Source organism: Streptomyces sp. CC228A (genome assembly GCF_021390935.1).
GTDB lineage: Bacteria > Actinomycetota > Actinomycetes > Streptomycetales > Streptomycetaceae > Streptomyces.
Genome location: NZ_JAJPUI010000002.1, coordinates 986,341 through 1,011,824 on the forward strand (window position 1 = coordinate 986,341; position 25,484 = coordinate 1,011,824).

The window sequence follows — 25,484 nt, forward strand, 5'->3', positions numbered from 1 at the left end:
GTCGGTGGGCGGCCGGTCGGGCGGGGCGGGAGGGGCCCGGCCGGTCGCCGGCGGTGGCTGATCAGCCCTTGAACCAGCGCACCGGGCGGGGGGCGAGGTTCTGGTAGACGTGCTTGCTCTCGCGGTACTCGGCGAGCCCGGCGGGGCCCAGTTCGCGGCCGATGCCGCTCTTGCCGAAGCCGCCCCACTCCGCCTGCGGCAGGTAGGGGTGGAAGTCGTTGATCCAGACGGTGCCGTGGCGGAGCCGGGCGGCGACGCGCCGGGCGCGGCCCGCGTCGGCGGACCAGACGGCTCCGGCCAGGCCGTACTCGGTGTCGTTGGCGAGGGCGACCGCCTCGTCCTCGGTACGGAACGTCTCGACGGTGAGGACCGGGCCGAAGACCTCCTCGCGGACCACCCGCATGCGGCGGTGGCAGCGGTCGAGGACGGTGGGCCGGTAGAACCAGCCGTCGCGCAGCTCGGGTTCGGTGGGGCGTTCGCCGCCCGCGCGCAGGACGGCGCCTTCGGCGAGGGCGGAGGCGACGTAGTCCTCGGTGCGGGCCAGTTGCGCGGCGGAGACCAGCGGGCCGCACTCGGCGTCCGGGTCGGTGCCGCGGCCGAGGCGGATCCGCTCGGCGCGGCGGGCCAGTTCGGCCGTGAACCGCTCCCGCAGGGACTCCTCGATGATGAGCCGGGAGCCGGCCGAGCAGACCTGGCCGCTGTGGATGAACGCGGCGTTGAGTGCCTGGTCCACGGCGGTGTCGAAGCCCCCGGCCGTGGCGCAGGCGTCCGCGAAGACCACGTTCGGGTTCTTGCCGCCGAGTTCGAGGGCGACCTTCTTGACGGAGTCGGCGGCGGCGCGCATCACCTTCGTGCCGCTGACGAGGCCGCCGGTGAAGGAGACCAGGTCGACGTCGGGGTGCTCGGCGAAGCGGGCGCCGACGGGGTCGCCGGGGCCGGTGACGATGTTGGCGACACCGGCCGGGAGGCCGGCCTCCACGAGCAGCCGGACGAGGGCCACGGTGGAGAGCGGGGTGATCTCGCTCGGCTTGACGACGAAGGTGTTGCCCGCGGCGAGCGCCGGGGCGATCTTCCAGCTGGCCTGGAGGAGGGGGTAGTTCCAGGGGGTGATGAGGGCGCAGACGCCGACGGGTTCGTGGACGACCACGCTGTGGATGTCCGGTGAGCCGGCGTCGACGACCCGGCCGCCGCTCTCGTTGACGACGAGGTCGGCGAAGTACCGGAAGGCGTCGGTCACGCAGTCGACGTCGACGCGGCCTTCCTCCAGGGTCTTGCCGGCGTCGCGGCTCTCCAGCAGGGCCAGTTCCTCGCGGTCGCGCTGCAGCAGGTCGGCGACGCGTCGCAGCAGGGCCGCCCGTTCGGCGACCGGTGTGCGCGGCCACTCCCCTTGGCCCCGGTCGAATGCCCTGCGTGCGGCGGCGATCGCGGCGTCGGCGTCTTCGGCCCCGCCTTCCGCCACGACGGCGAAGGCCGTGGCGTCGGCGGGGTCGAGTACGTCACGAGTGGCTCCGGAAGCGGCCGAGCGCCACTGTCCGTCCACATGGATGGTGTGTTTGTCGTGTTCCGACACTTCGCGTGTTGCCTTCCGTACCGGGTGCGGTCAGAACCGGTCATGACCGGCGACCCGGGCGCCTGCCCTAGGGCCTGGAAAGCATGCGCGAAAGTGGCGCGGATCACCCTGGCGCGGATGTCGGGGCTGTGCGGTGCCTACTCCGCGGGCTCGTCCTGGACGCGGAGGCAGGCGATCCAGCGCGGCGCCGTCATGTGGACCGCGAAGACCCCGAGGGCCACCGGGAAGAGGACGTTCCCGAAGCCGGCGCCGCCGAGCCGGTCCGTCAGCACGGCCGCGGCGGCGAGCCCCGCCAGCACCGCGGCGGTCCACCGGTGCCCGGCGGCCAGGGCGCGGTCCCGCTCGGCGCGCTGGCGCTCGTCGAGCATGCGGGCCCTCAGCTCGAACAGGCCGCGCGTGGCGGCGTTGACGACACCCATGGCCACGCACCAGGGCAGCAGCAGACCCAGCAGCACGAAGGCGGGCCACACGCGGTCGCCGACGACCGTCGCCGACAGGGCCGCCACATATCCGGCCGTCAGGGCGGCGTGGGCGGCCACCCAGGCACGGCGGCGGGCGGCCGTGGCGTACAGCGGGGCGGCCTCCGCGCGGTTCATCAGGGCGTACATGCGCCGGTCGCGGCGCGTGGGCGCCAGGGGCGTGCGCGTGCTCGCAGGTGCGTTCATTTCTTCCCGTTCCTCCCGTTTTCCCCGTAGACCTCGGTCGTGAGCGGCGGGAACGGCTCCAGGGAGAACAGCGCCTCCACGGGGAGCCGGAAGTGCGCGGCCAGCTTCAGCGCGAGGTCGAGGCTGGGGTTGTACTGGCCGCGCTCGATGTAGCCGATGGTCTGGTAGTGGACGCCGACAGCCTCCGCGAGGGCCTGCCGGGACACCTTCCGCTCGGCCCTGACCACGGCCAGCCTGTTGTGCACCTGCTCGCTCATGTATAAGGAGTACTACATTTGATCGTGGGTCTGCAACGGCGTGCGGGAGCACTGGGCGCAACGGCAGACACCCCGCCCCCGGCGGCGCGGGGCCTGCCGGGGGCGGGGTGTCTGCGGGAGGAGCGACCGGGTGGGGCTCAGATCAGGCCGAGGGCGCGGACCGCCTCGCGCTCCTCCGCCAGCTCCTGCACCGAGGCGTCGATGCGGGCGCGGGAGAACGCGTTGACGTCCAGGCCCTGGACGATCTCGTACGCACCGTCCTTGCAGGTGACCGGGAAGGAGGAGATGAGGCCCTCCGGGACGCCGTAGGAGCCGTCCGACGGGATGCCCATGGAGGTCCAGTCGCCCTCGGCGGTGCCGTTGACCCAGGTGTGGACGTGGTCGATGGCGGCGTTCGCGGCGGAGGCGGCGGAGGACGCCCCGCGGGCCTCGATGATCGCGGCGCCGCGCTTGGCGACGGTCGGGATGAACTCGTCGGCCAGCCACTTCTCGTCGTTGACGACCTCGGCGGCGTTCTTGCCGGCGACGGTGGCGTGGAAGATGTCCGGGTACTGGGTGGCCGAGTGGTTGCCCCAGATGGTGAGGCGCTTGATGTCGGAGACCGCGGCGCCGGTCTTGGCGGCCAGCTGCGAGATCGCGCGGTTGTGGTCCAGACGGGTCATCGCGGTGAAGCGCTCGGCCGGTACGTCGGGCGCGGCGGCCTGGGCGATGAGGGCGTTGGTGTTGGCCGGGTTGCCGACGACGAGGACGCGGATGTCGTCCGCGGCGTGGTCGTTGATGGCCTTGCCCTGCGGCTTGAAGATGCCGCCGTTGGCCTCCAGCAGGTCACCGCGCTCCATGCCCTTGGTGCGCGGGCGGGCGCCGACGAGCAGGGCGACGTTGGCGCCGTCGAAGGCGGTGTTCGGGTCGTCGGTGATCTCGATGCCGCGCAGCAGCGGGAAGGCGCAGTCGTCGAGCTCCATGGCGGTGCCCTCGGCGGCCTTCAGGCCCTGCGGGATCTCCAGCAGACGGAGCTTGACCGGCACGTCGGCGCCGAGCAGGTGGCCGGAGGCGATGCGGAAGAGCAGCGCGTAACCGATCTGGCCGGCCGCGCCGGTCACGGTGACATTCACGGGAGTGCGGGTCATGGCGGTCTCCGTAAGAAGCTGGCTGTGAGGGTTCGGTGGCCCTGGTTCCTGAAGCTGGTGCTGGGCCTCCCCGGCGTCGAGGTCGCCCGGTGTCGCCGCGCGGTCTCTCGACGTGAAGAGATCCAGCGGTCAGGCTATCCGACCCGGCCCCCCGCGCACCCCCGCCCCCTTGTGTCCCGGCTCACCCGGACGGGGGACCCGCCTCCCGGCGGCCAGTCCCCCGGAAGGGAAGGCCAGTTGCGGTCGGCTTGCGGTCGGCGCCCCCTCCGCAGCGCACACCCGCGGCGGCCACCCGGACCCGGCGGCGCCAACCCGCCTCCCGGGCGCGGCCGCCCACCCCACCGGCGGCGTCAGCTCACCTCCCCAGCGCGGCCACCCGGACAGCGACGGCATCAGCTCACCTCCCCAGCGCGGCCACCCGGACACCGGCGGCATCAGCTCGCCTCCCCAGCGCGGCCATCCGGACACCGCGGCATCAGCTCGCCTCCCCAGCACCGCCGCCCGGACACCGACGGCTCACCTCCCGGCGTGCCAGTCCGGCCCCCGGCGGCGTCAGCCCGCCTCCCGGGCGCGCCAGTCCGGTCCGGAGCCCACGGGCGCCCGCGGGGGATTGCGGCCCTCGGGTGACGGCCGCGTGGCGGCGCCTGCGGGCGCCGGTCCCGGGCGGCCTGCGGCGGCCGGTCCGGGGCCGCGTTCCGGCGGTCGGGCAGGAGCGGCCGCATGCGGTCGGCAGTCCGGACCCGCAGCGGGCAGCGGGCAGCGGGCAGCGGGCAGCGGGCAGCGGGCAGCGGGTAACGACGGTCGGGGTCCCCGCTCGCCGGCGTCAGTCGGGATCGGTGCAGCCGCGTGCACCGCTCGCGAGGGTGGCGCAGGCCCGGGCCTCGGAGGCGTCGGACACGGCGACCATCAGCGTGTAGGCGTCGTCGTCGCCGGGGCGCACGGCCCTCTCGTGGGTCGCCCCGGCCGCGCTGACCTCCACGACGTCGCCGGGCGCGGCCCCGGAGACTCGGGCCCAGGCCGCACCGCACACCGGGCTGTGCCGGACCTCCACCCGGGTGGTGCCGACGGTCCGGTACGCGACGGTGGTGGCGTACGGGCGGCCGCACCGCATGCTCTCCGGGTCCCGGCCCGCGCACCGGTCGCCGAAGCAGCCCGCGCCGGACGCCGGTCGGGGCCCGGCGGCAGCGGTGGGTGCGGCCGTGCCGGCGGGCGGCGCGTCCGGGACGGGGCGCGTGGACGCGGCGGACCGGGCGGGCGGGGCGGAGGCCGCCGCCGAGCGGTCGGCGGCGGCACCCGCCGCGCCCTTCCGGTCGCCGCCCAGGTCGGCGAGGAGGACGGCGGCGGCCACCACCAGGAGCGCGCCCACGGCGCCCGCCACGAACATGGCGAGGACGCGCCCGCCGCCACCGGGCGCGGGGGAGGCGCGGCGCGGCGGGGGCCGCGCGCTGCGGGGGGACCGGTGAGCCGCGGTGGGCGGCTGCACCCGGCGGGGCGGGGCGGGCGGCCGGGCGGGGGTGCGCAGCTGCCGCGGCGCAGGGACGCCGACGCGCGGCGCGCCGGGGAGGCCGCGCTGCGGCTGCCGGGGCCGACCGCCGTACGGGGTACGGGCTCCGGGCTCACCCGCCGGTGCGGCCGGGGCCCCGGGCCACTCGCCCGAAGCGGCCGGGGAGTCAGGCCCGTCCTGGCTCCCGTGGCCGGTGCGCGGGAAGTCTCCGAGGGCGGCGCGGGCCTGGGCGATGCGCAGGGCGTCCAGGGTCCGGTCACGCTGCATCCCGGCGCGGTCCCAGGCCCGTTCGGCCAGCTCCCACAGGGTCAGCAGGTGCACCTGGCTGGTGCCGGTCACGTCGGCGAGGGCGGTGACCGCGCCCCGGGGCGGCAGCACCCGGGCATCCAGGTATGTCTGCCACGCGCTGCTGCTGTAGCCGGTGCGGTCCGCGACGGCGGCGACGCTCAGGCCGCTGCGGTCCACCAGTCGGCGCAGCCGGTCCGCGAACTCCCGCACCTGCGGGTCCAGCTCATCCGGTAGCGCCCTCCACCGCGGCATTGCCCGCTCCCCCCTGCCCCCTGACGTCGGTTCACCCTGTGACGGTGCGTGCCGCCAGGATGACAGCTCCGGCGCACGGTTTCCCACTCGTGGCCGAGCGCGCACACCGTGCCGGAATGGTCACTTCCGTGCCACAGCGAACGGACATCCCTTGATCGGAATTGGCGCGTCCATGACGCTGTTCTCGCAAGCGGCGCCCGTCCCGACTCGGGGGAGGGGACGGGCGCCGCTCGTCCCGACTCAGCGCACCGTGAACTTCACGGCCTCCGTCAGGAACGGGATCTCCAGCCACGGGCTCGGCTGCGACTTGAGCGCGAACAGCACGATGGCGCTGCCGAGCACGCCGTACGTGATGACGTCCGTGAAGCGGGACCGTACGGCCAGCATGCCCGCCGAGGGCAGGACGCGGCGCAGCACGGCGCCCGTGAGCAGCGCGCCACCGACGAGGAGCGCACCGATCCGCGGGGCCTCGCGGAACGGGTCCGCCCCGATGACGAGCAGCCCCAGCACGGTGAGCCCCAGCACGGCGAGCAGCGGCCACTGCCTGGCCGGCGCGGGCGCGTCGCCGGGGCAGCCCTGCCCCCGCCCTCGGGCCGCGCCGTGCCCTCCGTGACCCGCACGACGGACCGGCCCCGGGACGCCCCGTCCGACGGGACGCCGTCGTCCGCTGCCGACTTGCCCCGGGTGGCGGCGCGGCCGCCCTCACCCCTCGGGGGCCCCTCGTCGGCGGATGCGGACGGCCCGGAGGGGCCGCCCCGTCCGGCAGAGGGCGCCCCGTCAGCGTGCTGTGCCCGCTCGGCGGAGGCAGCCGGCTCGGCGGAGGCAGCCGGCTCGGCGGAGGCAGCCGGCTCGGCGGGGTCTGTCTGCTCGGTGGCGCCTGCGCGCTCGGTGGAGGCAGCCAGCTCGGCGGAATCCTTCCGCTTGGCAGGGTCTGTCCGCTTGGCGGAGACGACCCTGGCGGCGGAGGCAGTCCGCTCGGCGGAGGCAGTCCGCTCGGCGGAGGCAGTCCGCTCGGCGGAGGTCGATGGCGTCGGATGTCCGTCCGCCCCGCGGCCGTCCGCCTGGTGGCCGGTCACCCCGTGGCCCTCGGCCCCGTGGCCGTCGGCCGGTCGGGCGTCAGCCGGGTGACCGTCCGCGACGCGGCTCCGGGGCGCGGCGCGCCCGTGCGGTGCGGGGTCGGCCGACGGGCCCGAGGCGCCGCCGGGCGCGCCGCCGCCCTCCGCCGCCGCGCGGCCGGAGGCGGCCGGTGCCGTACCGCTCGCCGGGTCGGCCGGCTCCGTGTCGCCCGCCTCGGTGCGGGATCCGTCGTTCGCCCGTACGCCCATGGGGTGGTCCTCCCCGTTCAGTTCGCGGTGGCCGCCGCGGCGCGCTCGGCCGCTTCGACGACGTTGACGAGCAGCTGGGCACGGGTCATCGGGCCCACACCGCCGGGGTTCGGGGCGACCCAGCCGGCCACCTCGCGCACGCCCGGGTGCACGTCGCCGACGACCTTGCCGCTCTCGTCGCGGCTGACGCCCACGTCGAGCACGGCGGCGCCCGGCTTGATGTCCTCCGGCTTGATCAGGTGCGGCACGCCCGCCGCCGCCACCACGATGTCCGCCTGCCGCAGGTGGGCGGAGAGGTCCCGCGTACCGGTGTGGCACTGCGTGACGGTCGCGTTCTCGGAGCGGCGGGTGAGCAGCAGCGGCATGGGACGGCCGATGGTGACGCCGCGTCCGACCACGACCACGTGCGCGCCCGCGATCTCCACGCCGTGCCGGCGCAGCAGCGCGACGATGCCGGCGGGCGTGCAGGGCAGCGGTGCGGGAACGCCCAGCACCAGGCGGCCGAGGTTGGTGGGGTGCAGCCCGTCCGCGTCCTTGGCGGGGTCCATCAGTTCCAGCACGCGGTTGGTGTCGATGCCCTTGGGCAGCGGGAGCTGCACGATGTAGCCGGTGCACGCCGGGTCCTCGTTGAGCTCGCGGACGACGGCCTGGATCTCCTCCTGCGTCGCCGTCGCGGGAAGCTCCCGCTGGATCGACGCGATGCCGACCTGGGCGCAGTCGCGGTGCTTTCCCGCCACGTACTTCTGGCTGCCGACGTCCTCGCCGACGAGCACGGTCCCCAGCCCCGGCGTGATGCCCCCGGCCTTCAGATCGGCCACCCGGGCGGTGAGATCGGACTTGATCGCGGCTGCGGTGGCCTTGCCATCGAGAATCTGGGCGCTCATGCGCCCCATCTTCCCGGATGGACGCCGTGCTCCACCAATTCCCCGGTGCGGCCGCGGAGATCCGTACGGATGCGTACAGGTCCGTGTACGTGGCGTGTACGCGCCGTGGACGAAACGCATGCGGCCGGTGTGGCGCAGCGGGAGACCAACGGGAAGTCGCGGCCCACAAACATTCCATGTGCACAACAATCCGGTTTCCGTCATCAATGCGACTGGACAAAGAGACGTTCGGAATAACACGATGATCCGCGCAATGCCGCGGGCAGTGCCGGGGGGACTGGCGGCCGCCGATACGCAGATTTCCGTACGCGTATACGCCGAGGTGCCGTTCCTCCGCGCGGGCCGCGCGTCCCCGCACGACCCACGGAGGAAGTCCGCCATGAGCTTCGGCGACCCCAACAACCCCTACGGCAACCAGCAGCCGCAGCCCGGCTACGGCTACCCCCAGGCCCCGGGCCAGTTCGGCGGGCAGCCCGCCGCCCCCATGCCGATGCCGAGTTCCGTGAAGACGGCCCGGATCATGGTGTGGATCATCACCGCCCTGCAGGTGGTCTTCGCCATCTACGCCGTGACGCAGATGGGCGAGGTCGACAAGGCGCTGGAGGGCGCCGGGCTGAACGGCCAGGAGGCCCAGATCGCCTCCGACATCGGCAAGGGCGTGGTCGTCTTCTTCGCCGCGTTCGCGGTGCTCTTCGCCATCCTGGGCCTGGTCATCGGTCTGAAGTACAGCAACGGCAGCAACGGTGTGCGCGTCTGCGCGATCGTCTGGGCGTCGTTCGCGATCGTGGGCGGCCTCTTCCAGCTGCCGATCGGTATCGCGACCATCATCCTCGCGATCCTGCTGATCGTCTTCGCCGCGAAGGGCGACAGCGCGGCCTGGTTCAAGCGTCCGCGCTACTGAGGCCGCCCGAGCCGGTCGACGGCTCCCCGGGGCTCGGGTCCGCGCCCCTCACCGGACCGATCGGTGACCCCGCGGACCCGGGCCCTGCCATGCAGCCGACCAGGCCCCGCACAGGCGGGACCGGGCCTCAGCCGCCGACGCAGTGCCGGTCGCCGGTCCGCGCCAGGACGACACACGCGCGCACACCGTCGGGGCCGCCGCCCAGCATGGGCGTCGAGAAGTAGCCCTCGGCGTCGTACTTGTCGCCGATCTCCGCCCGTTGGAGCCGGCCGTCCGGCGCGTGGACCTCCAACCGGTCACCGATGTCGGCGAGCCACACCCGGGCCCAGGTCGCCTCGCACGCCGCGCTGTGCCGGACGGACACCATGCGGCCGCCCACCACCCGCCGCTCCACGACCGTGCGCGGCCGGGCGGCGGTCGTCCCGCACCCCTGCGCATAGGACCCGAGCCCCTCGCAGCCGGCCCCGCTGCAACCGCCCACCGCGGCGCGCTCGCCGGGCCCCGGCGGCCACACGGGCCCGGTTCCCACCGCGGCCCCCACGCCTCCGAGCACCGCGGCGACCACCCCGACGGCAACGCCCCACCGCCGCGCCCGCGCCGGAGACCGCCCCTCCTGCCGGCGTTCACCCACGGGGCCGTGCCGGGGTCCGCCCCCGGGGTCCTGCCGGGGTTCCGGCTCGGATTCCGCCTCCCGGGCAGATTCCGGCTCCGCCTCGGACTCGGGCTCGGACTCGGTCGCGTGGCGGCGGCCCAGGTCGGCCAGGTCCCAGAGGGCCAGCAGGCGGCCGGGCGGCTCGTCGGAGAGGACGCACAGCTCGCGCACGAGTTCCCGGGGCGGCGGCAGGGCCCCGCTGAGGTAGCGCTGCCACGACGACTTGCTGGCGGTCGTACGGGCGGCCAGGGCCGCCATGCTCAGCCCCGAACGGTCCTTCAGGGCCCGCAGCTCACGCGCCAGGACACGCCACTCACGCGACGCTCCGGACGCACCGGGAGGAGTCACCGGCGCAGGACCTTCCAGGTGTGCTCCCCCACGACGCCGTCCACCACCAGCCCCGCGTCGTCCTGGAGCCGTTTCACGGCCTTCTCCGTCGCCCGGCCGTACACGCCGTCCACCGCCCCCACGTCGTACCCGTGGTGGTTCAGCAGGCACTGCGCCTCCGCCACGTCCCAGCTCGTGCCGATCTGCTCCAGCAGCGCGGTCAAGGTGTCGCTGTGCCCCGCGTACAGCCGCCCGTCCTCGCGGCGGACGTCGCAGTCGTAGGTGCGCCCCCGCTCGAACACGTACGGGGACGCCGCCACCCGGGTCTTCTGGCGCGCCTCGGCGCCCGTCCCGTCCCCCGGCAGCCCCCGTACCAGGAGCAGCACGGCGACCCCGACCAGCCCCGAGAGCACCACGGCGCCGCCCGCGATCAGCCGTGCCCTTCCCGGCACCGCGCGGCCCGCCTTCCCCGGCCTCCCGGACCCGCCGGCGGGCGGAGCGGAGGCCTGGCCGCCGCCCCCGTGCCGGCCGGCCCTCCCGACCCGTCCGCGCCCGCATCCGGAGCCGGGCCGGGCTCCGTGTCCGTACGAGCCGCCGCCTCACGGGCCTCCACGGCCAGCAGCCGCAGGGCGAGCAGCCGGTCCGCGTCCGCGTCGGTGCCGCACAGCCGGGCCAACTCCCGCAGGGCCTCCGGCGGCGGGAGCTGTCTGCCGTTCAGGTAGCGCTCCCAGGAGGACCTGCTGAAACCGGTGCGCGACGCGAGCGCCGCCAGCCCCAGGCCGCTGCGGTCCTTGAGGGCGCGCATCCCGCCGACGAGCCTGCGCTCGTCGGCGCCGAGCCCTGCGGGCAGTCGTTTCCACGGCGTCATGTGTCCCCCCACGCACTGTGGCACCGCTCCGGATGGTCGGCCCGGAGTCGGCTCCCAGCGTACCGAGGCGACCCACGAGGTCCCGCCCCGTCCTCCCCCACCGCAGGTCAGCGGCGTGGGTGACCCGTATGGGCCGCAAACCGCCCTGCGGCGGGGCCGCTTTGTGGCCCACTGGTGGCGCGGCGGGACACCGGCCGCGCAACGCACAGCCACCAGGCATAAGGAGCAGCATGCGCAAGACCCTCATGGGCGTCGCCTCGACGACCGCGGCCCTCGGCGTGGGCCTCTTCGGCCTCGCCGCGCCGGCCCAGGCCGTCGGGAAGAACGTCGGGACCTGCGTCAAGACGAACGTGTACACGCAGCCGGCCGACCAGGTCGCGCAGGTGATCAACCGGTGCAAGGGATCGGTCAAGGTGAAGGTCGTCGCGGCCTTCCACAAGGACAGCCCGTGCGTGACGCTGCCGAAGGGGGCCAAGCCCTACCACTTCCGGATCAAGGCGCCCGGCTACTACAAGAAGACGGTCAAGTGCTGACCCTTCCGTGAGATGAGACGCGACGGCGCCGGAGGCCTCACGGGGGAGGGGCTCCGGCGCCGTACGGTCACCTCGACCGGGAAGACATCAGACGTCAGGCGTCAGTGGAAGAAGTGGCGGGTGCAGGTGAAGTACATCGTGACGCCCGCCTTCTCGGCGGCCTCGACGACCTGCTCGTCGCGGACCGAACCACCCGGCTGCACGACGGCCTTCACGCCGGCCGCCGTCAGGATCTCCAGGCCGTCGGGGAAGGGGAAGAAGGCGTCCGACGCGGCGTACGCCCCGCGCGCCCGCTCCTCGCCGGCCCGCTCGACGGCCAGCTTGGCGGAGTCAACACGGTTGACCTGCCCCATGCCGACGCCCACGCTGGCACCGTCCTTGGCGAGCAGGATCGCGTTGGACTTCACGGCCCGGCAGGCCCTCCAGGCGAACGCCAGCTCGGCGAGCTCCGCCTCCGGCAGGGCCTCGCCCGCGGCGAGGGTCCAGGTGGCCGGGTCGTCGCCGTCGGCCTGCAGCCGGTCGGTGACCTGGAGCAGCGCGCCGCCGTCGATGGGCTTCAGCTCGACGGCGGCGGACGGGGCGTCAGGGCAGCGCAGCACGCGGATGTTCTTCTTGCGTGCCAGGACCTCGACGGCGCCGTCCTCGTAGCCGGGCGCGACGATGACCTCGGTGAAGATGTCGGCGACCTGCTCGGCCATGGCCACGGACACCGGGCGGTTGACGGCGATCACCCCGCCGAACGCGGACAGCGGGTCGCAGGCGTGGGCCTTGCGGTGGGCCTCGGCCACGTCCGCGCCGACCGCGATACCGCACGGGTTGGCGTGCTTGATGATCGCCACGCACGGCTCGGCGTGGTCGTACGCGGCGCGGCGCGCGGCCTCCGTGTCCGTGTAGTTGTTGAAGGACATCTCCTTGCCGTGCAGCTGCTCCGCCTCGGCGAGGCCGCCCTTGCCGTCGACGTAGAGCGCGGCGCCCTGGTGCGGGTTCTCGCCGTAGCGCAGCACGTTCTTGCGGGTGTACGTACAGGCCGCGAAGTCCGGGAAGAGCCCCGCGGCGGAGCCGCTGTCGGACGCCGTGTCGGCCGGGGCGTACGAGGAGGCGAACCACGAGGCCACGGCCACGTCGTAGGCGGCGGTGTGCTGGAACGCCTCCGCGGCCAGCCGCTTGCGGGCCGCCAGGTCGAAGCCGCCGCCCGCGACCGCGGCGAGCACGTCGCCGTACCGCGCCGGGGACGTCACCACGGCGACGGACGGGTGGTTCTTGGCGGCGGCGCGGACCATGGACGGGCCGCCGATGTCGATCTGCTCCACGCACTCGTCGGGGCCCGCGCCGGACGCGACGGTCGCCTCGAAGGGGTAGAGGTTCACGACGACCAGGTCGAAGGGCTCCACGCCGAGCTCGGCGAGCTGCTCGCGGTGCGCGTCCAGGCGCAGGTCCGCGAGGATGCCGGCGTGGACGCGCGGGTGCAGGGTCTTGACGCGGCCGTCCAGGCACTCGGGGAAGCCCGTCAGCTCCTCGACCTTGGTGACCGGCACGTCGGCCGCCGCGATCCGGGCGGCCGTGGAGCCCGTGGAGACCAGCTCGACGCCCGCCTCGTGCAGCCCGCGGGCCAGCTCCTCCAGACCCGTCTTGTCGTAGACGCTGATCAACGCGCGACGGATGGGCTTATTCACCGACATGAACCTTTCGTCCCTCAATGCGGTAGCCGTGTCGGGCCAGACGCCCCACGACCTCGACGAGCAGCCTGCGCTCGACTTCCTTGATGCGCTCATGGAGAGCGGCTTCGTCGTCCGTGTCCCGCACCTCGACCACCCCCTGGGCGATGATCGGGCCGGTGTCGACGCCGTCGTCGACGAAGTGGACAGTGCATCCGGTGACCTTCGCGCCGTACGCGAGTGCGTCCCGCACCCCGTGGGCACCGGGAAAACTGGGCAGGAGAGCGGGATGCGTGTTGATCGTCCGTCCCCCGAAGCGCGCCAGGAACTCCTTCCCGACGATCTTCATGAAGCCGGCGGAGACGACGAGGTCGGGCGCGTACGCGGCGGTCGCCTCGGCGAGCGCCCTGTCCCACGCGTCCCGGCTGCCGTAGTCCTTCACCCGGCACACGAACGTCGGCAGCCCCGCGCGCTCGGCCCGCTCCAGGCCGGCGATGCCGGTGCGGTCGGCGCCCACGGCGACGACCTCGACGGCGGAACCGAATCCGGCGGGGTCGGCGGCGACGGCGTCGAGCAGCGCCTGGAGGTTCGTCCCCGATCCGGAGACCAGGACGACGAGGCGGGCGGGGGCGGCGGCAGCCACGGGGGGACTCTTTTCGCTGTTCCGTTCGGCTTTGTGTGGTCGTACGAACGCGTCGCCCCCTCGGATACGGGGAACTCTACGAAGGAGCCGACCGTCAGCAACGATACCGGCACGGCGTCCCTCCCCCACGGGACGGGGGCGGACCAGGGCGGTAGCGTCTGGGGCGGGAGCCGTCCGGACGACGGACGGACACGACAACACAAGATCCGCGGGCGCCCGTTGCCCGGGGTCTGAGGGGAAGACGTTCACCACATGCCGGACCGACGCCGCCGCACGGCCACCCACCTCCTGCCGCGGGAACGCCAGTCCACCGACGACAGCAACCCGTTCGCGCCGCCGCCGGAGGGCAGGCCCGACCAGCCCTGGCAGCCGCGCCACCACTCCGGAGAGGGCGAAGGGAACGACGACGGCCAGGACGAGGGCGGCTCGAAGGCGCCCGGCGGCCGGTGGAGCCCGCGCCAGCCCGGCGTTGAGCACCCCGGGCTGATGACCTGGCACGGCAGCGGTACTGGCCCCCACCGGCCGCGGCCACCGGTCCGGCCCCCGCCGCCGACTGCACCGACGCTCCCCGACCCGTCCGGCCCAGCACCCACCTCGGGCTCATGGCGCACCCGGGAAGGGAGTCGGCCGGGCAGTCGGGAACGGAGTCGGCCGGGCGCCCGGGCGCACCGTCGGAGACGTTCGCGCCGCCTCCACAGCGGTCACTCTGCGTGGCCGACCCGCCGTCGAAACCTGTGCAACAGGGGAGAGTGCGTCACGGGTAGGTCTCCGTGGCCGCCCCGCTGTTCCGCCCGTCGCACACCCTCCGTAACCTTGCTCCGAAGCAGCGGGCGGGCCGAGCGGACACGTGGAACACACCAGGGCATGGGCGCTGGGCTGGTGCTCCTACGGTCGGTACCGGCTGAGGGAGAGACGCCGCGGGGCATGGGCAGGGTGTGGCGGGCCCATGACGAGTACTCCACCACCGTCGCCGTCAAGGAACTGACGGCGGGACGGTACGTCTCCGAGGCCGACCGCACGGTCCTGCACGCCCGCACCCAGAAGGAGGCGCGGGCCGCCGCCCGTATCAGCCACCCCTCGGTCGTCACCGTCCACGACGTGCTGGAGTACGACGACCGCCCGTGGATCGTCATGCAGTACGTGGACGGCCAGTCGCTCGCCGACGCGGTGAAGGCGGCCGACAGCGGACGCATCGACCGGGAGGCCATACATCGGCCTGCACGTGCTCGGCGCCCTCAGCGCCGCCCACGCGGCCGGGGTGCTGCGGGACGTCAAGCCGGGCAACGTCCTGCTCGCCCGGGACCGGAGCGGGTGCTGCCCCGACCGACTTCCCGGGATCGCCGCCATCGAAGGCGACTCCACCATCACCCGCACCGGCGAACTCGTCGGCTCCATCGACTTCCTGGCGCCCGAACGGGTACGCGGCGGCGACCCAGCCCGCCTCCGACCTGTGGGCGCTCGGCGCCCCCAGGCTTCGTCCCTCCGCGCCGGCGGGGGCGCCGCCGCACCCGCCGTGCGCCAGGCCAGGACCAGACCCGCGGCCACCGGCACCACCGCGGCGGACCACGTCAGCCAGTCGCCGCGCGCCGCCCCGTCCGGTACGGCGGCGAGCAGCGGGAAGTCCGGTACGGCCGCGTCGCCGCTCACGGCCAGCGGGGACACCGCAGCCCCCGTACCCACCAGGAAACCGGGGCCCAGCCCGTACGCCGCCCCCACACCGCGGCGTTCGGCAGCAGTGCCACGACCAGCGCCAGGACCGCCATCCGGCCGCCCCACTCGCCGGACAGCCCCATGAGCGACGCCCGTGCGGCCCCGGCGTGCCAGCCCACCGCGACGGCGACCACGAGCGCGCCTCCCCAGCAGGGCCGCGAGCGCGCCGCCCGCCGCCCGCGCCGCCACCAGGGAACGCGACCGCGCGGGAGCGCACCGCACCCACTGCGGCAGCCACCCGGGCAGCGGCCCCAGGGGGCGTCCGCAGGCGCTCCACGCGCCGGCGGCCGCCGCGAGCAGCACCACCCACGGCACGTGCAGCGCCGCGCTCACCGCGGTGGCGGCCGGCGCCCCGTCCCTGGCGTAGGCCACCGCGCCGACCGCGACCAGCAGGTAGCCCACCGTCACGGCGGCCACGACGCCGGACGAGGACGGCCGGGCCCGAGCGTCACCCGGGTCCAGCGCGTCCCTCGACGTCCGGTACACCAGCCACACCGGCAGGACCGACAGCAGCAGCGGCACGAGTCCGACCGGAGCCGGAGCCCCGGTCAGGGTGTCGGGCCGGACCAGCTCCGTCCCGTGCGCCAGCAGCCACAGCGCCGCCGCCACGCGCAGGGCACCGCCGGGGCCGCTGTCCGGGTACGGGGAGCTGATCCACGCGACGATCACCAGGACGGCCAGCGCCCCCAGCCCGAGCCCCGCTGCGATCACCCCGCGCGCCAGGCACACGGCGACCGCGGCGGGGGCGCTGCCCCCGTACACCACGGACGACGCCGCAGACGACGGGGGCGACGGAGCGGGCGCAGGGCGGGGTGCCATGGGCGGCTGCGGCGGAGGCGCGGTCGGGGACGGCCGGGACCCGGGGCCGGGTGCTGCCGCAGCCGTGGAAGGGGGCGGTGCGGACGGCTGGGACGGCGGCGGCGCCGCCGACGCGGAGGGCGCTGACGCGGAAGGCGGCGACGCGGAGGGCGCTGACGCGGGGGCGGTCGGCGCGGGGGCGGTCGGCGCGGGGGCGGCCCGCATGGCACCGGCCGGCATGGCACCGGCAGACGCGGGGGGCGGCGACGCGGCGGTGCCCGGCGTCGTGGAGGTCGGCGGGGCGGGGGGCGGCGACGCGGGGACGGCCGGCGTCGTGGAGGTCGGCGGCGGTGTCGGGGCGGACGGGTCGCGCGTCAACTCGGTCACGGAAGCATGCTGCCAACGACACGCGCTGTAGCCATGTAACAGGCGTATGCCCGTTGTGTCGCTCAAGATACGGTTATGTACTTTTCCGCCCACCTTGTACGGTCCGCGCCTCCCGCGGTGTCCGGGGCGTCCGCGACCCCCGCAGCGCCCGCCGGGCCCGTCGAGGCATTCGACAGGTTGTACGCGCACGTCGCCCCGCCCCTCGCCCGGCAGGCGTACCTGCTGACCGGGCGGCGGCAGCTGGCGCGCGAGGCCGTGGAACGGGCGTTCCACCAGGCATGGGAGCGGTGGCCCGAGGTCGCGGTGGACCGCGACCCCGCAGGCTGGGTACGGGCGGCGACGCACGACTACGCGCTGTCGCCCTGGCACCGGCTGCGGCCCGGCCTCACCCGGGCGGCGCAACCGCCGGACCAGGGGGACGACCGCAGACTCCGCACCGCCCTGCTCGCGCTGCCCGCCCCGTACCGCCGCACCCTGCTGCTCTTCGACGGGCTGCGCCTCGGCCTCCCGGACACCGCGGCGGAGACCGAGGCCAGCACGCCCGCCGCGGGCCACCGGCTGATGCACGCCCGCGAGGCCCTCGCGGAGCTGCTGCCCGAACTCGCCTCGGCGGAGCAGGTACGGGAACGGCTCGCCGCCCTGCTCACCGGCGGGCCGACGCCTCCCTTGGCCCCGCCTGCCGCCGTCCGCTCGGGCAGCGAGCGGCGGGTGCGGGGGTGGGTGCGCGGCACCGCGGCGATGACCGCGCTGATCGCCGCGGCGACCGCCTTCACCCTGGCGACCGCGCCCACCCACTACGAACCGGCGATCGCGCCCGGCGAGGCCGTGGCCGGGGTACCGCCGCCCTGGGCGGCCCGCCGCAGTTGACCTCCGCGGACCGGAAGCTGCGCGCGCGGCTCGGCGAGGAGTCCGTGACCGGCCCGCCCCGCCTCGTACCCGACGCCCGGTGACCGCGCGGCCGCCTGTGCCCGTACGCGACGGAGCAGGCGGCCGCCGACCCGGGTCCGGCCCGGTGGCCACACCCTTCACCTCCCCCGCCCGACGCGCCGCCCGGCGCGCGGGCGCGAACGGGCGCGGGTGGCCGGGGAAGCAAGCCCTGCACCGCGGGCGACCGCCTCAGGGCTGCCGACCGACCGCCGGGCGCAGGCGCAGGCGACCGAGAGGGCAGGCCGCCCGGGAGGCGGGAGGCCGCCGCGGGCCGCATCCCGCCGGGCTCCCGCCCGTGGGCCCGTGGACGGTGCGCCGCCCCAGAACGCGGGCGGGCCCGCCCCCGGTCGTCACCGGGAGCGGGCCCACACGTCGTACGGATCCGTACGGACAGCGGCTCAGGCGGAGCCTCAGGCGCGACCCTCAAGGATCTCGCGCGCCAGCTTGGCCGTCTCGGTCGGCGTCTTGCCGACCTTGACGCCCGCGGCCTCCAGGGCCTCCTTCTTCGCCTGCGCGGTGCCGGAGGAGCCGGAGACGATGGCGCCCGCGTGGCCCATGGTCTTGCCCTCGGGGGCGGTGAAGCCCGCGACGTAGCCGACGACCGGCTTGGTGACGTGGGCCTTGATGAAGTCGGCCGCACGCTCCTCGGCGTCACCGCCGATCTCACCGATCATGACGATCAGCTCGGTCTCCGGGTCGGCCTCGAAGGCCTCCAGGGCGTCGATGTGGGTGGTGCCGATGACCGGGTCGCCGCCGATGCCGACGCAGGACGAGAAGCCGATGTCCCGCAGCTCGTACATCATCTGGTACGTCAGCGTGCCGGACTTCGACACCAGACCGATCTTGCCGGGCTTGGTGATGTCGCCCGGGATGATGCCGGCGTTCGACGCGCCCGGCGTGATCAGGCCGGGGCAGTTCGGGCCGATGATGCGGGTCTTGTTGCCCTTGGCCTTCGCGTACGCCCAGAAGGCGGCGGAGTCGTGGACCGCGATGCCCTCGGTGATGACGACCGCGAGCGGGATCTCGGCGTCGATGGCCTCGACGACGGCGGCCTTGGCGAAGGCCGGCGGCACGAAGAGGACGGAGACGTTGGCGCCGGTCTTCTCCATCGCCTCGGCGACCGAGCCGAAGACGGGCACCTCGGTGCCGTCGAAGTCGACGGACGTGCCGGCCTTGCGCGGGTTCACGCCACCGACGATGTTGGTGCCGTCACCCAGCATGAGCTTGGTGTGCTTCATGCCGGTGGCGCCGGTCATGCCCTGGACGATGACCTTGCTGTCCTTGTTGAGGAAGATAGCCATGGTGTGTCTGTGACCTCGTCCCTATTACTTCGCAGCCGCGAGCTCGGCGGCCTTGTCGGCCGCGCCGTCCATGGTGTCCACGCGCTGCACGAGCGGGTGGTTCGCGTCCGACAGGATCTTGCGACCCAGCTCCGCGTTGTTGCCGTCGAGGCGCACGACCAGGGGCTTGGTGACGTCCTCACCCTTGGACTTGAGCAGTTCCAGGGCCTGCACGATGCCGTTGGCGACCTCGTCGCAGGCGGTGATGCCGCCGAAGACGTTGACGAAGACGGACTTGACGTCCGGGTCGCCCAGGATGATCTCCAGGCCGTTGGCCATGACCTCGGCGGAAGCGCCGCCGCCGATGTCCAGGAAGTTGGCGGGCTTCACGCCGCCGTGCGCCTCACCGGCGTACGCGACGACGTCCAGGGTCGACATGACCAGGCCGGCGCCGTTGCCGATGATGCCGACCTCGCCGTCCAGCTTGACGTAGTTGAGGTTCTTGGCCTTGGCCGCGGCCTCCAGCGGGTTGGCCGCCGCCTTGTCGACGAGCGCCTCGTGCTCGGGCTGGCGGAAGTCCGCGTTCTCGTCCAGGGACACCTTGCCGTCGAGGGCGATGACGTCCCCGGAGGCGACCTTGGCGAGCGGGTTGACCTCGACGAGGAGCGCGTCCTCGGCGACGAAGGTCTTCCACAGGGTGACCATGACCTCGGCGACCTGCTCGGCGACCTCGGCCGGGAACTGCGCCTGCGCGACGATCTCGCGGGCCTTCTCGATGCTCACGCCCTCGTTGGCGTCGACCGGGACCTTGGCGAGCTTCTCGGGGGTCGTGGCGGCGACCTCCTCGATGTCCATGCCGCCCGCGACCGAGGCCATGGCCAGGAAGGTGCGGTTCGTACGGTCGAGGAGGTAGGAGACGTAGTACTCCTCAAGGATCTCCGGAGCGGTCTCGGCGATCATCACCTTGTGGACCGTGTGGCCCTTGATGTCCATGCCGAGGATGTCCGTCGCACGCGCGACGGCCTCGTCCGGGGTGGCCGCCAGCTTGACGCCGCCGGCCTTGCCGCGGCCGCCGACCTTCACCTGCGCCTTGACGACCGACTTGCCGCCCAGACGCTCGGTGGCCTCGCGCGCCGCCTCAGGCGTGTCGATGACTTCACCGGCCAGCACCGGTACACCGTGCTTGGCGAAGAGGTCCCTCGCCTGGTACTCGAACAGGTCCACGCGCGTCCGTCCCTTTTCTGGTGATCGCGGTTCGATTTCATGCGTGGGCGTGCCGCGCGCCCGGGGTGCGGGCGGAGGGCAACGTGACTGCTCTGTCACTGAGGGAGGGCGTACACGGTGTCCGTGTGACGCGGCATGTCCGTCCCGCAGGTTATCCCCGGACGACGTGGGTCCCTAAATCACAGATCACACCGGTGTGGTGATACCTGTCACAGCAGGGAATCGCACAGTCACCTCAAACGGGCGGCCCCACCTGGTGTGAGGCCGCCCGCCGCTACGGATTTCGTACCAGAACCGGCCCCCGGCGGGAGCTCCCGGCGTGACGGCTCTCACGGCACACCGCGCCCCGACACCACGCGGCGGCGGGTGGACCCGCCGTGGAGCCGCGGTGATCCCGACGGCGGATCGGAGCGTCGGGGGCTCGCGGTGTTCACTGCGGCGGAACGGGGGCGCGGGGGCGCGCCGTGGGTACGGGGGGCGCGCCGTGGCGCTGGTGGTGCGGGGGTGGGGGGTGCCGGGGCGCTGGTGGTGCCGGGGGCGCGGGGCGCGCCGTGGGCGCTGGTGGTGTCGGGGCGCCGGGGGCGCGGCATCGGTTGCCAGGGACGCGGGGGCGCGGGGGCGCGGCCGCCGGTGGTGCCGGGGGCGCCGACGGGGCGGGGAGGCTCGGCGGCTCCGGTGAGGCCTGTGAGGCCGGTGAGGCCGGGGCGCCGAGGGCGGGGAGGTACAGGGAGGCGCCGGGGCTTCTCCGGTGGTGCCGGGGACGCCGACGGCGTGAGGAGGCGCTGGGGCGCGCGGAGGCAAGGCCGACGGCCCCAGCCCCAGCCCCAGCCCCAGCCCCAGCGGCAACGTGTGGGGCAGTGGTTCCGTGCCGTCGAGGGCGGCCCTTCACCCCGCGCGGCCTGCGGAGGGTCCCGGCACGCCCTTCCCCGCCCGGGGCGTCACGCGGCTTCGGGAACCGGTATCGGCCGGCGTTCCAGGGCCGCGGCCATCACCTCCGGGAACCGGTCCGGGGTGCAGGCGAAGGCCGGGACGCCCAGCGCGGCCAGTGCGGCGGCGTGCTCCCGGTCGTACGACGGAGCGCCGTCGTCGGAGAGGGCGAGCAGTGCCACCACCTGCACCCCGGAGGCCGTCATCGACGCCACCCGCTTCAGCATCTCGTCGCGCATCCCGCCCTCGTACAGGTCGCTGATGAGCACCACGACCGTGTCACTGGGCCGGGTGATGCGCGACTGGCAGTGGGCGAGCGCCCGGTTGATGTCGGTGCCGCCGCCGAGCCGGGTGCCGAAGAGCAGGTCGACCGGGTCGTGGAGCCGGTCCGTCAGGTCGGCGACGGACGTGTCGAAGACGACCAGCCGGGTCGACAGCGACCGCATGGACGCGAGCACCGCCCCGAACACGGACGCGTACACGAGGGACGCCGCCATCGAGCCCGACTGGTCGACGCACAGCACGACCTCCTTCCGCACGGCTGGCGCGGCTCGCGCGTGCCCGATCAGCCGCTCCGGCACGACGGTGCGGTGGTCCGGCAGGTAGTTCCCGAGGTTGGCGCGGATGGTCCGGTTCCAGTCGATGTCCCCGTGCCGCGGGCGGGCGGTGCGGGCGCTGCGGTCGAGGGCGCCCGTCAGGGTGGCGCGCGTGCGCGCCGACAGCCGCTGCTCCAGGTCGTCCACGACCGTGCGGACGACGGCCCGCGCGGTCTCCCGCGTGGTCTCCGGCAGGGCGTGGGCGAGGGAGAGCAGCGTGCCCACGAGGTGGATGTCCGGCTCGACGGACTCCAGCACGTCGGGCTCCGTCAGCAGTGCCGCGAGGCCGAGCCGGTCGATCGCGTCGCGCTGCATCACCTGGACGACGGACCGCGGGAAGTAGGCGCGGATGTCCCCGAGCCAGCGGGCGACGGACGGCGCCGAGCCGCCGAGCCCCGCGGAGCGCGGCCCGCGTCCCGGCCGCTCGCCGCCCCCGCCGGCCGCTCCGCCGTACAGGGCGGTCAGGGCGTCGTCCACGGCGGTGTCCGTGCCGGTGAGCGCGCGTTCCGTGCCGTCGGCCTCGCCGCCGCCGAGGACCAGGCGCCAGCGCCGCAGCCGCTCGTCGTCCGCGCTCATGCCGTGCGTCGTGGTCATCGGCCCGCCCCCACGGGTTCCCTGTGGTCGTGTCCGCTGCCGAGCAGCAGGCGCAGCACCGGCAGCACCCCGTCGGCGCGGGCCTCGTCCAGCCCCGCCCCGAACTCCGGTGCGCCGTCCTCGCGGAGCGCGGGGCGGCCGCCCCCGGCTGACGGGCCGCGCCGCACCAGCTCGCCCAGGGTGCGCCGCACCCCGGTGTCGTACGTCGAGAACGTACGGCGCAGCAGCGGCAGCACGTCCGTGAACGCGTCCGCGGGCACGCCCGCGAGCCAGCTGTCGACGAGCCGCAGGAGCCGCTCGTCGTGGACCAGGAGGAGGCCGCCTGACCGGTCCTGACGTGCTTCCCTGCCGGTGGCCGCGCCGAGGAAGCCCTCGATCCACGCGGCCGCGTCGGCGGGTCGCGCTCCGGGGGACAGGGCGAGGGCCATGAGGCGGGCGGCGTCGTCCTCGGGAAGCCGCCCGCCGTCGAGGAGGAGGCGGGTCGCCCGCCCGCGCAGGGACCCGGGGACGCGGTCCCGCGCGGTGAGCCCGCGCAGGGCGGCGCCCCACCGGGTGCGGAGGCCGCGGATGTCCGGGAGGAGCCTGATCGCGGCGTGTACGGCGTCGAGGTGGCCGCGCATCTCGGCGGCGCCGTCCGCGTCGAGGCCGGTGCAGGCGGGTGGCAGGCCGACGCAGACCCGCAGGGCGAGTCCGGTGGCGACCTCGGCGAGCGCTGCGGTGTCCGTCGAGCGGACGTCCCCGTACCGCAGGGCGCGGGCGAGTGCGGGCAGGGCGCGGGCGAGGCGGCCGATGTCCGCGTCGAGGGCGGCCAGGTCGGCGAGGGACCGCATCACGCGGGGCAGCGCCTCGGGCAGGCCGGCCAGCAGGCAGTGCTCGGCGAGGGTGGTGACGTCGGTGAGGGACCGCGCCGAGGCGGCCTGCGCCCGGGCCTTCGCGGTGGCGGCGGCGAGCACGGTGGTGCCCCAGATGCCCGCTTCGGCGACCCGTGGGTGCAGTTCCGGTTCCCAGCGCAGCCGCCAGCCCTCCCGGAACGTGCCCGTCCCGCCGCGGTCCCCGGCGGGCACGCCCCAGTCGACGCCGAGGAGACGGAGCCGGTGCAGCAGACGGCTGCGGGCGGCGTCGGTCTCCTTGCGCAGGTCCAGGTCGAGTTCCCGTTCCGGCGCGGCGGGCTTGAGCCGCAGGCTCCGCTGGAGCCGGGCCAGGTCGCGCTGCAGCGGTACGGCGGGGGCGGCGTCCGGCACCTCGCCGAGCACGTCCCCGACGACCAGCCGGTCGCGGACGAGGGCGAGGGGCACGTCGGAGCCGTCACACATCACGGCCCGCACGGCGTCGGTCGTCTCGGCCTGTCCGGCGGCGGGGCGCCCCCGCACGGCTGCGAGCGTCCGGGCGAGCCGGACGGCCTCGATGACGTGGGCGGAGGACACGGGGTGGTCTTCGGCGCGGAGCAGATGCGCGACCTTCGTCATCCACCGTTCGAGGGGCCGGTCCGCGGCGTGGAACAGGTGGGCGTACCAGCCGGGCGAGGTGATCCCCGCGCCGTAGCCGGAGCGGCGGGCGAGCCTGCGGTGGCTCCACGGGACCCACGTGATGTCGGTCCTCACCTTGGGGAGCCCCTTGAGGAGGGCCCGGTCGGCGGTCGCGGTGGTGGCCCCGGTGTCCAGGGCGGGGACGTGCCAGGCACCGCAGACCACGGCGATGGCGTCCCCGTACTCCTTGCGGGCGGCTCGGATCCGCAGCCGCATATGGGCCTCGCGGACGGCGTCACGGCCCGTGCCGGTGGCGGGGCCGCCGGGGGTGTCGCGCAGGGCGCCCATGGCCTCGGCGACGGCCGCGAACGGCGCGAAGGGGTCGGCGGCACCGGGGGCGGCGGCGCCGGAGCCGTCCGGTAGGGCCCCGGCCGGGGAGCCGTCGCCCGGGGCGCGGTGTTCGACGACGTCCTCCCACCACCGCTCGGGGTCGTCGTGCCCGGCGGCCTCCGCGAGGGCGGCCAGCGGGTCGGTGCGCGGGACGGGCCGCCGGGCGGCGGCCTCGGCGCCGTCACCGCCCTCCGCGTCGCCCTCCTCGTCCTCCTCGTCCCAGGTGGGGTCGCCCATCATGGCGAGGGTGTGGGCGGCGGGCAGGTCGACGAAGCGGACGGCTGCGCCGTGGCCGAGGGCCCACCGGATGGCGACCCACTCGGGTGAGAAGGCGGCGAGGGGCCAGAAGGCGGCCTTGCCCGGGTCGTCCGCGGCGTGGGCCAGCAGCGCGACCGGGGGCGCATGTCCTCGTCGGCGGCGAGCCTCACGAGGGCGTCCCCTTCGGGCGGTCCTTCGACGAGCACCGCGCGCGGCCTCGCCGCGTCCAGCGCCGCCCGCACGGCGCGGGCGGATCCGGGCCCGTGGTGGCGCACTCCCAGCAGCAGCGGGCCGCCCGCCGCGCGGTCGCGTGCCGTCGTCGCCGTCATGCCGACACCTCCCGGCAGGCGCGGTAGAAGTCCTTCCAGCCGTCCCGCTCCCGCACGACGGTCTCCAGGTACTCCTGCCAGACGGCGCGGTCGGCGGCCGGGTCGCGGACGACGGCTCCGAGGACGCCCGCGGCCACGTCCGCGGGGCGCAGCACGCCGTCCCCGAAGTGGCCCGCCAGGGCGAGCCCGCCGGTGACCACGGAGATGGCCTCGGCGGTGGAGAGCGTGCCCGACGGCGACTTGAGCCTGGTGCGGCCGTCGGCGGTGACGCCGTCGCGCAGTTCGCGGAAGACGGTGACGACGCGACGGATCTCGTCGCTCGCGTCGGGGGCGGCGGGCAGGTCGAGGGAGCGCCCCAGCTGCTCGACGCGCCGTGTGACGATCTCCACCTCGGCTTCGGCCGTCTCGGGCAGGGGCAGCACGACGGTGTTGAAGCGGCGGCGCAGCGCGCTCGACAGCTCGTGGACACCGCGGTCGCGGTCGTTGGCGGTGGCGATCAGGTTGAAGCCGCGGACCGCCTGCACTTCCTCACCGAGCTCCGGGATGGGCAGCGTCTTCTCGGACAGGACGGTGATGAGGGTGTCCTGGATGTCGGCGGGGATGCGGGTGAGCTCCTCCACGCGGGCGGTCATGCCGTGGGCCATGGCGCGCATGACGGGGCTGGGCACGAGGGCGTCGCGGCTGGGGCCGTGGGCGAGGAGCCGGGCGTAGTCCCAGCCGTAGCGGATGGCCTCCTCCGGTGTTCCCGCGGTGCCTTGGACGAGGAGGGTGGAGTCTCCGCTGACCGCCGCCGCGAGGTGCTCGGAGACCCAGGTCTTCGCGGTGCCGGGCACGCCGAGGAGGAGCAGCGCCCGGTCGGTGGCGAGGGTGGCGACCGCGACTTCGACGATGCGGCGCGGCCCGACGTACTTGGGAGTGATCACCGTGCCGTCGGGCAGGGCGCCGCCGAGCAGGTACGTGGCGACGGCCCAGGGCGACAGCCGCCAGCGCTCCGGGCGGGGCCGGTCGTCGGCGGCGGCCAGCGCGGCGAGCTCGTGGGCGAACGCGTCCTCGGCGTGCGGCCGCAGGGCCGTGCCGTCGGGCAGGACCTCGGCCCCGGTCCGCGGGGCGGGCCTCTCGGTGGTTCCGGGCATGGTCATGGATTCCC

20 protein-coding genes and 3 pseudogenes are annotated in these 25,484 nt (G+C 75.0%); 5 read left to right on the top strand and 18 right to left on the bottom strand.

The window, feature by feature from the left end:
- Positions 1-61: 61 nt before the first annotated feature.
- The 7 genes from L6E17_RS09815 to L6E17_RS09845 form a co-directional block, all read right to left on the bottom strand.
- Entirely contained in the window at positions 62-1,570 is a 1,509-nt protein-coding gene (locus L6E17_RS09815) for an aldehyde dehydrogenase family protein (protein WP_236240341.1), read from the bottom strand.
- 137 nt (positions 1,571-1,707) lie between these two features.
- Positions 1,708-2,235, bottom strand: a complete 528-nt coding sequence (locus L6E17_RS09820) for a hypothetical protein (protein WP_236240342.1) — start codon at positions 2,233-2,235, stop codon at positions 1,708-1,710.
- Positions 2,232-2,492 (bottom strand): helix-turn-helix transcriptional regulator, encoded by a 261-nt coding sequence (locus tag L6E17_RS09825; RefSeq protein ID WP_236240343.1) that lies wholly within the window; start codon positions 2,490-2,492, stop codon positions 2,232-2,234. Before L6E17_RS09825 ends, L6E17_RS09820 begins: the two co-directional genes overlap by 4 nt.
- Positions 2,493-2,629: 137 nt before the next feature.
- Positions 2,630-3,619 (bottom strand): malate dehydrogenase, encoded by a 990-nt coding sequence (locus tag L6E17_RS09830; protein WP_236240344.1) that lies wholly within the window; start codon positions 3,617-3,619, stop codon positions 2,630-2,632.
- An 823-nt stretch (positions 3,620-4,442) separates the two neighbouring features.
- Positions 4,443-5,663: an XRE family transcriptional regulator gene (locus L6E17_RS09835; protein ID WP_236240345.1), complete on the bottom strand. Its 1,221-nt coding sequence runs from the start codon at positions 5,661-5,663 to the stop codon at positions 4,443-4,445.
- 240 nt (positions 5,664-5,903) lie between these two features.
- A complete protein-coding gene (locus L6E17_RS30905) occupies positions 5,904-6,188 on the bottom strand; it encodes a DUF3017 domain-containing protein (RefSeq protein ID WP_308315856.1) in 285 nt (94 codons plus the stop codon).
- Positions 6,189-7,005: 817 nt separating this feature from the next.
- Positions 7,006-7,872 (bottom strand): bifunctional methylenetetrahydrofolate dehydrogenase/methenyltetrahydrofolate cyclohydrolase, encoded by an 867-nt coding sequence (locus L6E17_RS09845; RefSeq protein ID WP_236240346.1) that lies wholly within the window; start codon positions 7,870-7,872, stop codon positions 7,006-7,008.
- Positions 7,873-8,251: 379 nt separating this feature from the next.
- On the opposite strand from L6E17_RS09845, the gene L6E17_RS09850 reads away from it, so the two are divergent.
- Complete coding sequence (locus tag L6E17_RS09850; RefSeq protein ID WP_236240347.1) at positions 8,252-8,773, top strand: hypothetical protein; 522 nt, start codon at positions 8,252-8,254, stop codon at positions 8,771-8,773.
- Positions 8,774-8,900: 127 nt separating this feature from the next.
- On the opposite strand, the gene L6E17_RS09855 is transcribed toward L6E17_RS09850, so the two are convergent.
- Genes L6E17_RS09855 through L6E17_RS09865 form a run of 3 tightly spaced genes read right to left on the bottom strand, consistent with a single transcriptional unit; the run spans position 8,901 to position 10,620 of the window.
- Entirely contained in the window at positions 8,901-9,773 is an 873-nt protein-coding gene (locus L6E17_RS09855) for an XRE family transcriptional regulator (protein WP_236240348.1), read from the bottom strand.
- Entirely contained in the window at positions 9,770-10,204 is a 435-nt protein-coding gene (locus L6E17_RS30910; protein ID WP_236240349.1) for a peptidoglycan-binding protein, read from the bottom strand. Before L6E17_RS30910 ends, L6E17_RS09855 begins: the two co-directional genes overlap by 4 nt.
- Complete coding sequence (locus tag L6E17_RS09865; protein WP_236240350.1) at positions 10,183-10,620, bottom strand: helix-turn-helix transcriptional regulator; 438 nt, start codon at positions 10,618-10,620, stop codon at positions 10,183-10,185. The genes L6E17_RS30910 and L6E17_RS09865 overlap by 22 nt, the downstream gene beginning before the upstream one ends.
- A 230-nt stretch (positions 10,621-10,850) precedes the next feature.
- On the opposite strand from L6E17_RS09865, the gene L6E17_RS09870 reads away from it, so the two are divergent.
- Complete coding sequence (locus L6E17_RS09870; RefSeq protein WP_236240351.1) at positions 10,851-11,153, top strand: hypothetical protein; 303 nt, start codon at positions 10,851-10,853, stop codon at positions 11,151-11,153.
- Positions 11,154-11,254: 101 nt separating this feature from the next.
- On the opposite strand, the gene purH is transcribed toward L6E17_RS09870, so the two are convergent.
- Positions 11,255-12,832, bottom strand: a complete 1,578-nt coding sequence (gene purH, locus L6E17_RS09875; protein WP_236240352.1) for a bifunctional phosphoribosylaminoimidazolecarboxamide formyltransferase/IMP cyclohydrolase — start codon at positions 12,830-12,832, stop codon at positions 11,255-11,257.
- Positions 12,819-13,451 (bottom strand): phosphoribosylglycinamide formyltransferase, encoded by a 633-nt coding sequence (gene purN / locus L6E17_RS09880; protein WP_236240353.1) that lies wholly within the window; start codon positions 13,449-13,451, stop codon positions 12,819-12,821. Before purN ends, purH begins: the two co-directional genes overlap by 14 nt.
- Before the next feature lie 924 nt (positions 13,452-14,375).
- On the opposite strand from purN, the pseudogene L6E17_RS31405 reads away from it, so the two are divergent.
- Positions 14,376-14,585 (top strand): annotated as a pseudogene (locus tag L6E17_RS31405) (serine/threonine protein kinase); the annotation flags it as partial.
- A gap of 390 nt (positions 14,586-14,975) precedes the next feature.
- Here the strand turns inward: L6E17_RS31405 and L6E17_RS09890 are convergent.
- Positions 14,976-15,980: pseudogene (locus L6E17_RS09890) on the bottom strand (DUF6350 family protein); the annotation flags it as partial.
- A gap of 64 nt (positions 15,981-16,044) precedes the next feature.
- On the opposite strand from L6E17_RS09890, the gene L6E17_RS09895 reads away from it, so the two are divergent.
- The gene (locus L6E17_RS09895) at positions 16,045-16,377 is read left to right on the top strand and encodes a hypothetical protein (protein ID WP_236240354.1); all 333 of its coding nucleotides are present in this window, start codon (positions 16,045-16,047) and stop codon (positions 16,375-16,377) included.
- A 44-nt stretch (positions 16,378-16,421) separates the two neighbouring features.
- Positions 16,422-17,213, top strand: a complete 792-nt coding sequence (locus L6E17_RS09900; RefSeq protein ID WP_236240355.1) for an RNA polymerase sigma factor — start codon at positions 16,422-16,424, stop codon at positions 17,211-17,213.
- 470 nt (positions 17,214-17,683) lie between these two features.
- Here the strand turns inward: L6E17_RS09900 and sucD are convergent, their stop codons facing one another.
- The 5 genes and pseudogenes from sucD to L6E17_RS09925 all read right to left on the bottom strand — a co-directional run bounded on the left by sucD (position 17,684) and on the right by L6E17_RS09925 (position 25,470).
- Positions 17,684-18,574 carry a succinate--CoA ligase subunit alpha gene (sucD, locus tag L6E17_RS09905; protein ID WP_236240356.1) on the bottom strand — a complete coding sequence of 297 codons (891 nt, stop codon included), beginning with the start codon at positions 18,572-18,574 and terminating at the stop codon, positions 17,684-17,686.
- 24 nt (positions 18,575-18,598) lie between these two features.
- A complete protein-coding gene (gene sucC / locus L6E17_RS09910) occupies positions 18,599-19,777 on the bottom strand; it encodes an ADP-forming succinate--CoA ligase subunit beta (protein ID WP_236240357.1) in 1,179 nt (392 codons plus the stop codon).
- A 938-nt stretch (positions 19,778-20,715) separates the two neighbouring features.
- Complete coding sequence (locus L6E17_RS09915) at positions 20,716-21,894, bottom strand: VWA domain-containing protein (RefSeq protein WP_236240358.1); 1,179 nt, start codon at positions 21,892-21,894, stop codon at positions 20,716-20,718.
- Positions 21,891-24,337 (bottom strand): annotated as a pseudogene (locus L6E17_RS09920) (DUF5682 family protein). The gene L6E17_RS09915 and the pseudogene L6E17_RS09920 overlap by 4 nt, the downstream one beginning before the upstream one ends.
- A complete protein-coding gene (locus tag L6E17_RS09925) occupies positions 24,334-25,470 on the bottom strand; it encodes an AAA family ATPase (protein ID WP_374109031.1) in 1,137 nt (378 codons plus the stop codon). The pseudogene L6E17_RS09920 and the gene L6E17_RS09925 overlap by 4 nt, the downstream one beginning before the upstream one ends.
- Positions 25,471-25,484 lie beyond the last annotated feature (14 nt).

Coding starts and splice junctions, on each gene's coding strand:
- L6E17_RS09915 (WP_236240358.1), bottom strand. CDS start 21,894: ATGACCACGACGCACGGCATGAGCGCGGACGACGAGCGGCTGCGGCGC.
- L6E17_RS09870 (WP_236240351.1), top strand. CDS start 10,851: ATGCGCAAGACCCTCATGGGCGTCGCCTCGACGACCGCGGCCCTCGGC.
- L6E17_RS09925 (WP_374109031.1), bottom strand. CDS start 25,470: ATGCCCGGAACCACCGAGAGGCCCGCCCCGCGGACCGGGGCCGAGGTC.
- L6E17_RS09835 (WP_236240345.1), bottom strand. CDS start 5,663: ATGCCGCGGTGGAGGGCGCTACCGGATGAGCTGGACCCGCAGGTGCGG.
- L6E17_RS09830 (WP_236240344.1), bottom strand. CDS start 3,619: ATGACCCGCACTCCCGTGAATGTCACCGTGACCGGCGCGGCCGGCCAG.
- L6E17_RS09900 (WP_236240355.1), top strand. CDS start 16,422: ATGTACTTTTCCGCCCACCTTGTACGGTCCGCGCCTCCCGCGGTGTCC.
- L6E17_RS09825 (WP_236240343.1), bottom strand. CDS start 2,492: ATGAGCGAGCAGGTGCACAACAGGCTGGCCGTGGTCAGGGCCGAGCGG.
- L6E17_RS09845 (WP_236240346.1), bottom strand. CDS start 7,872: ATGAGCGCCCAGATTCTCGATGGCAAGGCCACCGCAGCCGCGATCAAG.
- L6E17_RS09820 (WP_236240342.1), bottom strand. CDS start 2,235: ATGAACGCACCTGCGAGCACGCGCACGCCCCTGGCGCCCACGCGCCGC.
- purH (WP_236240352.1), bottom strand. CDS start 12,832: ATGTCGGTGAATAAGCCCATCCGTCGCGCGTTGATCAGCGTCTACGAC.
- L6E17_RS09865 (WP_236240350.1), bottom strand. CDS start 10,620: ATGACGCCGTGGAAACGACTGCCCGCAGGGCTCGGCGCCGACGAGCGC.
- sucD (WP_236240356.1), bottom strand. CDS start 18,574: ATGGCTATCTTCCTCAACAAGGACAGCAAGGTCATCGTCCAGGGCATG.
- L6E17_RS09850 (WP_236240347.1), top strand. CDS start 8,252: ATGAGCTTCGGCGACCCCAACAACCCCTACGGCAACCAGCAGCCGCAG.